The organism is Sphingobium sp., from assembly GCA_035196065.1.
GTDB classification, from domain to species: domain Bacteria; phylum Pseudomonadota; class Alphaproteobacteria; order Sphingomonadales; family Sphingomonadaceae; genus Sphingorhabdus_B; species Sphingorhabdus_B rara.
On the sequence record CP136575.1, the window covers coordinates 1,019,810 to 1,032,767 of the forward strand.

Sequence of the window (12,958 nt, forward strand, 5' to 3'; positions counted from 1 at the left end):
TGCAACCTGTGTCAGGCTGCCTGACCGTAATTGGGTGATGGGCGAATTTCGGCCAACATAGGAAGTGTGGCCGCGCCGGCAGACTGCATGGGTGCAGAGACACTGTGCTTGACTGCCCAAGTCGCCGCCTGTGTGCGGTTCTCGACGCCCAGCTTGCGCAGGATCGCTTTTACATGAACCTTCACGGTTGCTTCGCAGATATCGAATTTGCGGGCGATTACCTTGTTCGCCATGCCGCCCATGATGCTTTCCAATATATCGATTTCGCGCGCCGACAGGCCAGCATCGGAGGCGTTGCCACGCCAGTCGCCAGTTTCGGATGAAGGCACACAGCTTCCGAGATCATCGGCCAATTGTGACGGGAAAACTTTCTCGCCGAGTGCGACCAGACTGATCGATTCAATCAGGGGTTCGCAAGAGATTTCCTTGATGATGACCGCGTCGACACCAATTTGGAAGGCCAGCGCAACATTTTCGAATTCATATTTCTCTGCGAGCAGAACGAGCCTTGCATCACAGGGGCGCGCAGTGAGTAACCGGCAAGCTTCCAAGCTTTCCTCGATTGAACTGTAATCGATCACCACCACATGGGCATCGGCATTATCCGGTGCCTTACTTGCCAGCTGGCTCATTATAGCCGCATCGCTCAGCGAATTTTTGATAATGAAGTTTTCACTCGAGAGAATCTTGCGAAGCCCCTCGCGTGCTATTTCGTTTTTTCCCAACAAGGAAATATGAACAGTTTTTAGCATCTTCGCCCTTTCTGAATAACCAGTCAAAGGCGACCCCAAATTCACGAGCATGTTACCGATCAGGTTGTTCCCGTCAAAACACCCAACTGTTCCAGATCAGCCCTGCTTTTTACTCAAAACGGCGACATTAATCATTTCTGATAATGTGGCACGTAATCAAACTATACAAATTCCAACAATTTATGCCATTGGAAATACAGCGAATACCCATAAAGGATTACATTCCTTCTAAAGTTCGCTGGTTGCACGACCTCACACAGTGTACACAGTAAATTGTGTAAAAAAGCGTAAATTCATTCACTTGCTAGTGATTGTTGTCGCTATCTTATCAAATCGCGGGCCTTTTCATCAACCTAGCCAAAATGGGTGTAATGTCCGCGGTTGACCGCGACAAAGCGGCTTTTGCGTTAACCTCTAAATCACAGGTCGGTCACTGACAGCACATCGTGCCCGCTTACCGATTCGCGTCCCAACCAAGCGCTTCTTGTCGGCTTTGGAACTGTTCGAACCGGGAAAGCGTCCGTCCGCCAGCAAGTGCGGGGTTGCAAGGCTGTTGACTGAAATCGGGATAATGGCGGGGGGCAGTCGACCGGCGTCGAACCTTCTCTGGGGCGTAAGTTGTTGATTTACATAAACCGTAACGACATTTCGAATCTCATCTCGGGACAATTTGAACCTACATCCAAACGCCCAGCGATGCTTGAGCTGCATTGAGCACTTGAAAGGTGCTCGCTGACGATAATTACACAGATAGGTGGGCCGCGTCGATGAGCGCTACGTCTCGCGGATACCCAAACATGACGCGGCCGTCTGGCCGGATTTCTCATTATTTTTGCGCCCCGCCATTTCCCGACGGCGCTCAATAGTGCTCTAGCGTGACCATCATCTTGCTGTACCCATGAACCCAGCAAGCTGGCACGCGCTCGGGCTCTTCGATTACGTTGACGCGCAGCCTTCGCTTGCTCATTTCCTCTAAGAGAGTGTGCAGCTGCACTTCCGCGATCCTTGCTCCGACGCACCGGTGAATTCCGCAGCCGAAGGCCAGATGCCGCCGCGCGTTTGCGCGGTCGATCTTTAGCGCATAGGGATCGTCAAAGACTGTCTCATCATGATTGGCTGAGATGTACCAGAGGACAACTTTGTCCCCCTTATTCATCTGCACGCCTTCGAATACCGTGTCTTCGACGACCGTGCGCCGCGTGTGCGACAGCGGTGTCTGCCAACGGATCAGCTCTTGCACGGCGTTGGGAATGAGAGACGGGTCCGCTTCCAGCTTGGCGCGCTCCTCGGGGAATTTGTGAAGGCCATAGGCAATGGCCGACATGGAGTTCCGAGTGGTGTCATTGCCGCCGACGATCAGCAGGATCAGATTGCCGATAAATTCCTCGGGGCTCATCTCCTTCATCGCGTCGGACTGCATCATGACCGAGATCAGATCCTGGCCCGGATTGGCGGCCTTTTCCTGCCACAACTGGGCAAAGGCCTGGCCCATTTCGTTCATAGCCGCATTGCGGAGGGCGAGGCCGCCCGGCTCCCGGACTAGTTCAACATCGCCGCCAAGGTCGGACCAGTACGTCAGCTTGTGGCGCTCCTCCCAAGGGAAGTCGAACATGCGCGCAAGCATGCCAGTGGGCAGCTCGACCGACACCTTCTCAACCCAGTCAAACGGGGTGCCAATGGGCAGGGAGTCCAATACTTCGGCAGTACGCTGTTGCACATCAGCCTTCATCGCGGCGACCTGGCTCGGGCCGAATGCCGGTGCAACCATGCGGCGCTGCTCGGTATGGCGCGGCGGGTCCATCGCGATGAACATGGGCAAGCGCACTTCGTCTTCAAGCAGATCGTAAGTGTCAAATGCGATCGTGATGCCGCCATATTCCCAAGACGAAGAGAAGATCTGGGGCAGCGCTTCAATGTCCATGATGTGCTGATAGGTCGAGACCGACCAATAATCGCCAAACTTAGAGCCCGTGCAGCGATAGATCGGCGCTTCGGCACGCAACTGGCTGAACGGCTCGCGCCACGTGTCATTGGCGTAAAATTCCGCTCGGGATACGTCGAGTGGGTCAAAGCGCGTCGGCGAAGTATTGACTGTAAGCTCTTTCATCACGTGGCCTCTCATTCAGGGCTTATTTCGCCCGTCAGGACAGTCACGCCTGTTACAGCGATGCCCATCCCTCAGAGCGAAACGACGATCGCTCAGGTTTCAGCCAGTGGGCACACTTTGATGGCGGCTGACCCAAACTTTAGTCATTTGACTAAAAATCACTAGCAGCCTATTTGTCTGGGAGCAATATGGGAGGAAGGTACGTGACCCGAGAGCTTCGCCTGAATGCATTCGCAATGAACTGTGTAGGCCACCAATCGCATGGTCTGTGGCGTCACCCGCGCGACCGGTCTGCCGACTACAAGCACTCACGGCATTGGGTTGAAATTGCGAGACTGCTCGAGAAAGGCAAATTCGACGGGATCTTCTTTGCCGATGTAGTCGGTGTGTATGATGTCTACGGCGGCGGCCCCGACACTGCACTACGCGAGGCTGCGCAGGTTCCCACCAACGACCCCCTTCTGATCATTCCGCCCATGGCGGATGCGACCCAGCACTTGAGTTTTGCCGTTACCGCGAACCTGACCCAGGAAGCCCCGCTCCCGTTTGCCCGCCGGATGTCGACCCTCGACCATCTGACCGATGGCCGGGTCGGTTGGAACATTGTTACCGGTTACCTCGACAGCGGCGCTAAGGGCGCCGGCCAGGCGAAACAGATCACCCACGATGTTCGGTATGATATCGCCGAAGAGTTCATGAGCATTCAGTACGGTTTCTGGGAAGGCAGTTGGGAAGATAACGCGCTGCGCAAAGATGTCGCAGCCGGCGTGTTTGCCGATCCTGAAAGGATCCACCGTGTTGAGCATGACGGGGAATATTTCAAGGTCAGCGGCATCCATCTCTGCGAGCCATCGCCGCAAAGAACACCGGTCCTTTACCAGGCCGGTTCGTCACCGAAAGGCATGGCCTTCGCAGCCCGGCATGCCGAATGCGTTTTCGTGGCTGGAAGGTCGCGCGCAAAGATGGCGGGAGACGTTGCAAAACTCCGCAAGCTTGCGGTTGATGCAGGCCGCGCGGCGTCAGACATCAAGGTTTTTTGCCTTGCAACCGTCATCACCGGCGCGACGAATGAGGAAGCTCAAGCCAAACTTGCGGACTATCGAAAGTATGTCAGTCCCGAAGGGGGGCTCGCGATCGTTTCTGGCTGGACCGGAATTGACTTCTCCAAACCTGATTTGCTGGCATCCGGTGCTGCAAGCAGCAATGCGATCCAATCCGTTGCGGCAGCTTACGCGGGCGGTGCTGACGATGTCGAGGCAATTGGCAGGTCCATAGCGCTAGGCGGGGGCGGCCTGCTCATTGTCGGTGATGGCAAACATGTTGCTGATGAGCTCGAGGCTTGGGCGAACGAAGCTGATCTGGACGGTTTCAATTTCTGCTACGTTGTGATGCCGGAAACCTTCGAGGATATCGTCGAGCATGTGGTACCTGAATTGCAGCGCCGCGGCTTGTTCAAGACTGAATACGAGCCCGGGACCTACCGCGACAAGCTGTTCGGGGGCGGGCCGCGCTTGAAAGACGTTCACCCAGGCGCGAAGTTCCGCAAAGGCCTCTAGCGATTGGTCGCGGTTCAGGCCCTGCGACAGGCTATTTGTATTCCGGTTATCGGGGAAGGTGGTCACTAGCGCAAAATGCGACAGTCATGATAGGCAAGCGTATATGCAGGATCTACCACGCAAAAGAAGCCGTAAGGGTTCCGGGGTCTATCAGACCGGGAAGGAGAGATTGCTCCAGATCCAGGCAGTGGCACTGGGCATTCTGGTTGAAGAGGGCTTCCCGGCTCTGACCCTGCGAGAAGTTGCCAGACGCTGCAACATTCAGATCGGTGCGGTTAGCTACTACTATAAGAGCCGCGTCGATCTCTTCCAGGACACTATCAGTAATGTCCTGAAAGATTATGCTGAAAATTTCCGCTCGATCGTTCAGGACAAGTCGAAATCCGATGAGGATCGGTTGCATAGCCTTATTGAGCTGTTGCTTGATGATATGCAGTCCAAACAGACCACGCGATTGTTTCCGCATCTGTGGATGTTGGCAAACCACGACGATCTGATCGCGCAGACTGTCGATCGCATCTACATTCTCGAACGCAACACGCTCAACATGCTGATCGCGAGGATCAATCCAAAGCTCAGCAAGCAAGAGCGTGAAACGCTGTCTGTATTCCTCTCGGCCTCGATCGCCGGTTCGACCCTGTTCGTCGGTTTCGAAAAACCGTGGGCGCGAGAGCTCCCGCTCTATCGGGCGATTGCGAGCCGGGCGTTGGTGGAAACTGTTAAGACAATAACCTCCGAGCAACTGGCGGCTTACGGTCACAATCCTCAGAGTTCTCGCCCGGCGTGGCGGGCGCCAACAATGCTGTCTGACGACGAGTACGAGGCCTTGCTCGCCAATGACATCGTTGATCTGTACGACCTTGATGCGACCAGTTGCCCCGCTGGAGGATAGTCTTCATCGAGGATCAGAAGTCATCTTAAAGCTGGGGGCGTCTCCGGCCGATAATGACCAGCGCAATACCTCCAAGAATTGTTACCGAAACCAGCACCAGTCGGAGTGAGATCGTTTCGCCGAGCAGCAATGCGCCAGAAATAGCTGTTATGACCGGAACACTCAGCTGAACCGAAGCGCCTTGGGCAGGCGTCAAGCCGCGCAAAGCAGAATACCAGATTGTATACCCAAGTCCGGAAGCGATTGCCCCTGATGCAACCGCACTAACCGCTCCGTATGCCGAAATCTCTCCATGCGAAAGCAAGGCGATGACCAGCAGAAGCAGCGCTGCCGGGGTGGCCAATGCAAAGTTCCCGGCCGTAACGGCAAGCGGGTCTTCGGCACCTCGGCCAAGAAGCGAATACAGCCCCCAGGCAATACCGGCCGCTACCATCAGTGCTGTACCCAGCGGGGGAGGTGAAGCCGTACTGGGCGCAAGCAGTGCCCCAAGCCCCATAATAGCCAGGGCGAACCCCAACCATTGAAGGATGCGAAGACGCTCTCCGCGCAGCAAGCCCGCTGTCACCATGGTGATCTGAACGGCACCGAACAGCAGCAAGGCACCAGTCCCGGCGGCGAGAGAAATGTAGGCATAGGAAAAGGCCGCTGCATAGACAAACAGGGCTCCAGCTCCCCTCCAGGTCCCGGCTCTGAGAGTCAGCTTTGCGGAACGGGAGTTGATCACCGCCAGGACGGCTGCACCGGAGCCGATCCGAATTGCCGTGAAGATCCCCGGATCGCTCGCCGCATTCGCCAGCGCATATCGGCAAAGCAGCGAATTGGCCGCAAACGCGAACATTGCGATGACCGTAAGTCCGACAGTCGTTGAAAACGCGCGCCGATGCTCAGTCAAGGTGATCGCTCATTCCAGAGAGTATGCCTCGCTCATTCTGAGCGGCTGTCGATCGACCATACATTGATCGCTCAAATTTAGTCAAACGAACAAAATATTGCCGCAGCGGTATCAAAAACATGAGAGATCCAGCATTACGCGATGATACAAATGGTGCACTGGGGCAATTCTTGCCGGCTAGGAGGCACTATCCGCCTGTCCGACCGTGCGCGCCAATTTGGCCTTGAGCCTTGCCAGCCCATTCCCCAGAATTTGACGTACCTCGGCCATCCGTTCTTCTGGCGTCATATCATCGGGATGTGGTCCGCCAGGCGACCAAGCCCGATCCGGTTGCGGCTGATAGACATGCCGGTTGGCAAAGAGATCCTTTACCAGTGAAGGCTTCTGCGCGAGTATCGTCAATAGGACCTGTGCTGGGGCAGGTTACGTTGTGCTCAACGACGTCGTCCTCAACCAAGCGTTGTTCCACGCCAGGAGCAATGCGGAGAACGATAGCGATCTCACTGGTGGTTCGCGGCGGTCTGGACCAGCTTGCCTAAGGCCTAACGCAAGTGTCCCCTTGCAAACTAGCAAGGTGAGCGGCTCTCACACGGTAAGCGCGAACTTGATCAGGCGCTGCTTCGCCGCGCGGAGCGCATCATCTGCGACGATCCTGAGCAATGTCTTGATCACGGTGAGTTGCAGACCATCAGAATGGATGTCAGCCATCTCGAGCGGCTCGGCGACCTCCTGGCGCTTCCGCCCTCCGCTCGACCTAAACACGCGGATGGCGTCACTGTAATTGATCTAACCGGTATCGCTGCACAAGATGTTGCCGTGGCGCAGTGCTGCTGGGTAGCACTAGGCGACGGACTGGCCTGGTAACGTTACAAGCAAAGGCGCGGCCCAACACGAATGCGCTGTCGCAGCGCTTCTGCTATGAATCATGATGCTGTAGCGTGCCCAATAACAGGTGCGGCCAAAGCAGAAGACTGAATGGCGATTCTCGACTTGCGTCGGACCTTGCAACGGCTCTTCAATGTAATAGTCCGCAATGTGGGACTTTACGGTCATTCCCGCTTCACGTATTCTAAGACAAGCCCTCAGCCAAAACCTGTCACCCAGCGAATGTCCGTCCGACCCATTAATCGGGTGTCCAGCCAGCCCCAAGAGCGAGGTGGACGTTAGCCCATGCCTCGCGCTGGTTCGCTTCGGCGGTGATGTTTCCCGCCTCTGCAGCGAGGAGATTAGCCTCGGCCTCGGCCAGTTCGAAGGCGCTGGCCGCGCCCGCCCGAGCGCGGGCGCGGACCGTGGCGGCGGCACGCGCCGCGGCGCTGCGAGCGGCCTCGGCCGAGGCGGCGGCGCTTCGGGCGCTGCGCCATGCGTCGATCGCGCCATCGGCTTCCTCGAGCGCGGCGAGGAGGCTTCCCTGCCAATGCGCGGCCGCCGCCTCGCTCGCGGCATCGGAGGCACGGATACGCGCGCGCACCTGACCGAGGTTGAAGATCCCCCAGTTGATCGACGGCCCGATCGAAAAGCGGAACGCCCCGGCTTCGTCGAGCGCACCCGGCGCTGCCAGCAAACTCGCACCCGCACCCAAGGACAGGCTGGGATAGAGCGCCGCGCGCGAGGCACCGGCGCGCTCGAAGGCGGCGATCAAGCGCGCCTCGGCAATCTGCACGTCGGGGCGCAGACGAAGGAGCTGGCGCGGGTCGCCGACAGTCAGAGCCTGCGGAGTCGCGGGCGCGCGGGGGACGCCTGCCGCCAAGGCCCGCGCGCCGGCGACCGGGTCCTCGCCGGTCAGCACCGCGATCCGCCGCAAGGCGTTGCGGGCGGCAAGGTCGAGCAGCGGCAGCTCGCCCGCGGTCTCGGCGCGAAGGCGTTCAAGCGGGGCGACATCGCTCGCCAGTGCCGCACCCCGGGCAGCCCGGCTGGCACCGATCGCGAGCATCCGGTCCATCGCATCGAGCCGCTGGCGCAGGAGCGATGCGAGCTGCTCCGCCCGCGCAAGATCGAGCCACGCGCGCACCACCTGCGCGGCGACCGCGGCCTCGGTGCGGCGTCGCTCCCACAGGGCCGCGACAGCTTCCGCTCCGGCCGCGCGGGCGTTGGCGGCGCTGCCGCCGGCGAGGTCGATCTCCCAAGCGAAATCGACGCCAAGATTGGCGATGGTCTGATCCGGGAAGGGTTCGGGGGTAATGAACACCGGCGGCTGGGCCTGCGAGGATTCGCGCAGGCGCTGCACCCCGGCGCTCGCCCCGCCGCTTACCCCGCGCGCACGGCGCGCCTCGCCAGCGAGCGCGCGCGCGGCCCTGAGGTTGGCCTCGGCGGCGGCGAGATCGTGATTGGCGGCAAGCGCGCGCGCCACCAGCGTGTCAAGCTCGGGCGATCCGAAGGCGTGCCACCAGTCGAGGCGCACCTCGCCGAGAGCGATGGCCGGGTCATCGACCGACCATGCGGCAGGCGGCGGCGGCGGAGCGGGGAGCGGCGGGGGGGCGCCCGCGCATCCAGCGAGCAGCGCGGTGCCGAGCGAGAGGGCGAGAAGGCGGGACGAGAAAGTCATGACGGTAAACTCCGGATCAGGGCGTCAGGCGGCGCTTGCGGCCTGCCGCTCCCGGAACAGCAGGACGTAGAGGGCGGGGATCAGGACGAGAGTGATGAGCGTGCCCAGGGCGAGCCCGCCGATCATCGCTGCCGCCATCGGCCGCCACAGCGCGCCGCCGAACAGGAACAGGGGGACAAGCCCGGTGATGCAGGTGAGCTTGGTCATCACGATCGGGCGCAGGCGCACGGCGGCGGCAGCGGCGACTGCATCGGCAAGGCCAAGCCCGGCCTCGCGTTCCTCCTGCACCCGCTCGAGCAGCAGCACCGCGTTGTTGACGATGATCCCGGCGAGCGCGAGCAGGCCCAGCGTCGCGGTGAAGCTCATCGCCTCGCCGCTCAGTTTGAGGCCCACCGAGGCGCCGATCAGCACGAAGGGGATCGAGGCCATGATGATCGCGGTCTTTCTGAGCGATCCGAACTGCCACAGGAACAGCCCCGCCATGCCGAGGAGAGCGAGCGGGAAGTATTGCTCGATCCCCGCATTGGCATCGGCCGCCTCCTCGATGTCGCCGCCCAGTTCGAGCCGGTGGCCGGGGGCGAGCTTGAGGTCGTCGATGGCGGGCTGCACCGCATCGACGATCCCCTGCGAGGTCATCCCCGGCGCGCGCGCGGTGACGGTAATGACCGGGCTCTGGTTGCGGCGCAGCAGCACACTCGGCTGGTCGTCGAGGCGGATGTCGGCGATCTCGTGCAGGGCAACCGCGCCTTTGGTGCCGAACACCGGCAGTGCGCCGAGCCGTTCGGGCAGGGTGCGGTCGGCGGCGGGCGCGCGCAGCACCACCGGCACCTGCGCCTCGCCCTGGCGTAGGACGGTGACCGGCAGGCCGCTGGTCGCCGTGTCGAGCGCGCGGGCGACCGCGGCCGAGCTGACCCCTGCAGTGAGCGCGCGGGACTGGTCGATTTCTACCGCGAGGCGCACGATCCGCCCCTCGCCATCGTCGCGCACGTCCTCGGCGTCCGGCACCTTGGCGAGCGCCTGTTTGAGCGCCGCGGCACCGCGTTCGAGTTCGGCGCGGTCGGGGCCGGTCAGGCGGAATACCGCGGTGTTGGCCTCCGAGACGCCGAGCGAGAAGCGCTTGGGCTCGATCCGCGCATCGGGAAAGCGCTCGCCCAGCACCTTGCGCAGCCGTGCCACCACTGCGGGCGCATCGGTCCCCTCGGCAAGGTTGACGATGCCATAGGCCCGGTGCGGTGCGGCGAGCGGCGGGTTGAGGCCGAGGATGAAGCGCGGGCCGCCATCGTTGACATAGACCACGTTGCTGGCGATTTCGGGGAAGGCCTTGCGGTCGGCAAGCAGGGCGGAGGCCTTCTGCGCCACCTCCAGCGTCGCGCGGGTCGAGGCGCCGGGGGCGAGCTCGATCGGCACCTGCACCTGCGGGCGGGCGCTTTCCGAGAGGAGTTCGGACGGGATCGTCGCGAACAGGCCGAACGAGAGCGCCAGCAGCCCGGCCATGGCGCCCGCCACCAGCGAGGGATGGGCAATCACCTGCCGGACCTTGCCTTCATACCAGCCGCGCACCCGCGCGAGCCAGCCGCTATCCTCATGGCTATCGTCATGCGCACCGGCGAACATTTCGGCCATCAGCGGGGTTACGGTAAGCGCCAGCAGCAGCGACAGGAGCAGCGTCACCGCCAGCACGATCGCGAGGCTGCGCATGTATTCGGCCGTATCGCTGACCCCGGCGGCGAGCGGCGCGAAGGCAAAGATGATCGCAAGGCTCGAGGTGAGCAGCGGGGCGGCCATGGTGTGGCCGGCCGCAATCGCCGCCGCGCGCCTGTCTTCGCCGAGCGCCAGGCGGCGCTGGTAATCCTCGACCACCACGATCCCGTTGTCGACGAACAGGCCCAGTGCGATGATCACCGCCGCGATCGAGACCATGTGGAGCTCGATGCCGAGGAGGCGCATCACCAGCAGCGTGCCCATTACCGTGAGCGGCACGATCACGCCGGTCACCAGCCCTGCGCGCCAGCCGAGGAACAGCACCACCACTAGCATCACCACCGCGACGGTCTCGAGGAAGGTCTGGCCGACCTTGGTTAGATCGTGCGCCACCACTTCGGACTGATCGGTGACGTCGCCCAGCTTCATCCCGGCCGGAAGATCGGCGGAGACCTCGGCGATCCGCGCGTCGAGCCGGTCGGCGAAGCTCAGGACGTTGGAACCGGGGCGCATCGAGATGCCGAGCACCACGGCAGGCTCGCCATTGTAGAGCGCGGCGAGCTCGGGCGGATCGGCCGGGCCGCGAGCGATGCTGCCGAGCGCGCTCAGCGGCAGGCTGGTGCCGTCGGGCAGCGCGACGGGAATGGCACCGAGCGCGGTCTCATCGGGCAGATCGCCGCTCGGCTCGATCGCGAGCAGGCGGCGTCCGGTGTCGATCGCCCCTGCCGAGGCGACGATGTTGCGTTCGGCGAGCTGCGCGGCGAGACTGTCATAGGTGAGGCCCGTCGCGGCGAGGCGCTGCGGCGCGACCTCGACGAACACCCGCTCGGGCCGCACCCCGTGGAGCGAGATGCGCTCCACCCCCTCGACCGATTGCAGCCGGTCGCGCGCGGCCTTGGCCCAGTCCTCGAGCTGGCCGGCGCTGTAGCCCTTGCCGGTGAGCGCCAGGCTGCGCACCGCGACGCGGGCGAACTCGTCGTTGATCACGTAGTCGCTGGTGCCCTCGGGCAGCCCGGCGCGGGCTTCGGCGAGCTTGGCGCGCAGCTTCTGCCAGATCGCGGGCATGCGCGCCGCCGGGGTGCCGTCGTGCAGCGTCACCGTGGTGATCAGCGAGCCGGGGCGCACTGTCGTCTCGATCGTCTTGATGTCGGCGATCTCGCGCAGCTTGTCTTCGACGGGACGCGCAACGAGCTGCTCCACCCGCGTGCTGCTGGCGCCGGGCAGATAGGCCTCGACGGTTGCCACCCGCACCTCGACGAAGGGTTCTTCGGTGGCGGGAAAATCGAGCATGGCGACCAGCCCTGCGAGGAACAGGGCGATGGCGGCGGCAAGGGTGAAGCGGCTGCGCTTGAGCGCCGCGGCGGTGATCGGCATGGAGACGGTCCTTAGGAGAGGGAGAGGCAGGCTCAGCGCTGGGCGCGCTGCGGCCGGACGGTGAGACCGGGTTCGAGGAACTCGCCGCCCGCGGCGACCACCAGCTCGCCCGGGGCAAGCTTGCCGGTGACCAGCGCCTGCGATCCGGCAAGGCCTTTGAGTGCGACGGGCGCCTGGCGCAGTCGCTTGTCGGCACCGACCACCAGCACGGCCTTGCTCCCCCCGCGCCCCTTGAGCACGGCCGCGAGCGGAACGCTGACGGCCGCGCCCGGATCGCTGCGCAGGGCAAGGTCGACCACGAGGCCGGGCGCGGGATCGCCCGCAATCACCGTGAGCACCGCCATCCGCCCGCCCCCGCCGCCGTGGGCGCGGGCGCTGATGCCGGTGACCCGCGCCTCGCCCGCGCCACCGGGGTGGCGGAAGGCCACCACATCGCCGGGCTTCAGGGTGCGGGCGAGCGTTTCGGGCAGGGCGGCATCGATCAGGCGTTCGCCCGCGCCCTCGATCGCGAAGGCGATCTCGCCGGGTGCGAGCACCGCGCCAAGGCTGGTGCGGCGCTCGGCAATGACCCCGCTGACGGGCGCGCGCAGCACGCCTTCGGCGGCATCGTGCCGTGCTGCGGCGGCGGCGGCGCGAGCGGCATCGCTGGCAGCGGCCGCAGCGCGGGCCTCGCTGCGGGCCGCTTCGAGTTCGGCGTCGGTGGCGGCAGCGTCGGCCTGGAGCTTGGCGGCGCGCTCGGCGTTGCGTGCGCGTTCCTCGGCGACGATTCCGGCCTGACGGGCCTCGGCCTCGGCCTGGCGGCTGCGCAGCTGCGCCGCTTGGGCATCCAGCCGCGCGAGCACTTGGCCTTGCGTGACGCGCGCGCCGACATCGACGTAGAGAGCCTGGACGCGGCCACCCTGGGCGGCCGCGACCATAGCCTGGTTCTCGCCGCGCACGGTTCCGATCGCGAGCGCTTCGCCGCCTTCGGAGGCAGTCGCCGGGGCAACCAGCACGGTGCGCGGGGGATTGGCAACAGGTTCCTCGCCGCCGCTGCAGGCGGAGACCGCGAAGGCGAGAGCGGAGGCGGCCAAGCCGCTTAATATAAGTGATGGCTTGCTCACATTTAGCTCCAAAAAAAGCCCGCCGGAAAGGCGGGGTAG

The 12,958-nt window shown here is 62.8% G+C and carries 10 protein-coding genes; 2 read left to right on the forward strand and 8 right to left on the reverse strand.

The features are described from left to right. Positions 1-11: 11 nt before the first annotated feature. Positions 12-632 carry a response regulator transcription factor gene (locus RSE16_04855; GenBank protein ID WRH76800.1) on the reverse strand — a complete coding sequence of 207 codons (621 nt, stop codon included), beginning with the start codon at positions 630-632 and terminating at the stop codon, positions 12-14. A gap of 979 nt (positions 633-1,611) precedes the next feature. Further along, the gene (locus tag RSE16_04860) at positions 1,612-2,859 is read right to left on the reverse strand and encodes a cytochrome P450 (protein WRH77300.1); all 1,248 of its coding nucleotides are present in this window, start codon (positions 2,857-2,859) and stop codon (positions 1,612-1,614) included. A gap of 203 nt (positions 2,860-3,062) precedes the next feature. Between RSE16_04860 and RSE16_04865 the strand changes: the two genes are divergently transcribed. Further along, positions 3,063-4,415, forward strand: a complete 1,353-nt coding sequence (locus RSE16_04865) for an LLM class flavin-dependent oxidoreductase (protein WRH76801.1) — start codon at positions 3,063-3,065, stop codon at positions 4,413-4,415. Positions 4,416-4,584: 169 nt separating this feature from the next. Next, positions 4,585-5,307, forward strand: coding sequence for a TetR family transcriptional regulator (locus RSE16_04870; protein WRH76802.1), 723 nt, complete (start codon positions 4,585-4,587; stop codon positions 5,305-5,307). Between the two features lie 25 nt (positions 5,308-5,332). Here RSE16_04870 and RSE16_04875 read toward each other — a convergent pair whose 3' ends face one another. The 6 genes from RSE16_04875 to RSE16_04900 form a co-directional block, all read right to left on the reverse strand. Then, positions 5,333-6,199, reverse strand: coding sequence for a DMT family transporter (locus RSE16_04875; protein WRH76803.1), 867 nt, complete (start codon positions 6,197-6,199; stop codon positions 5,333-5,335). Positions 6,200-6,376: 177 nt separating this feature from the next. Beyond that, positions 6,377-6,601 carry a hypothetical protein gene (locus RSE16_04880; protein ID WRH76804.1) on the reverse strand — a complete coding sequence of 75 codons (225 nt, stop codon included), beginning with the start codon at positions 6,599-6,601 and terminating at the stop codon, positions 6,377-6,379. Positions 6,602-6,784: 183 nt separating this feature from the next. Then, the gene (locus RSE16_04885) at positions 6,785-6,907 is read right to left on the reverse strand and encodes a hypothetical protein (protein WRH76805.1); all 123 of its coding nucleotides are present in this window, start codon (positions 6,905-6,907) and stop codon (positions 6,785-6,787) included. A gap of 415 nt (positions 6,908-7,322) precedes the next feature. Then, positions 7,323-8,741 carry a TolC family protein gene (locus RSE16_04890; protein ID WRH76806.1) on the reverse strand — a complete coding sequence of 473 codons (1,419 nt, stop codon included), beginning with the start codon at positions 8,739-8,741 and terminating at the stop codon, positions 7,323-7,325. A 24-nt stretch (positions 8,742-8,765) separates the two neighbouring features. Continuing rightward, complete coding sequence (locus RSE16_04895; GenBank protein ID WRH76807.1) at positions 8,766-11,816, reverse strand: efflux RND transporter permease subunit; 3,051 nt, start codon at positions 11,814-11,816, stop codon at positions 8,766-8,768. Positions 11,817-11,848: 32 nt separating this feature from the next. After that, positions 11,849-12,919, reverse strand: coding sequence for an efflux RND transporter periplasmic adaptor subunit (locus tag RSE16_04900; GenBank protein ID WRH76808.1), 1,071 nt, complete (start codon positions 12,917-12,919; stop codon positions 11,849-11,851). Positions 12,920-12,958: the final 39 nt, after the last annotated feature.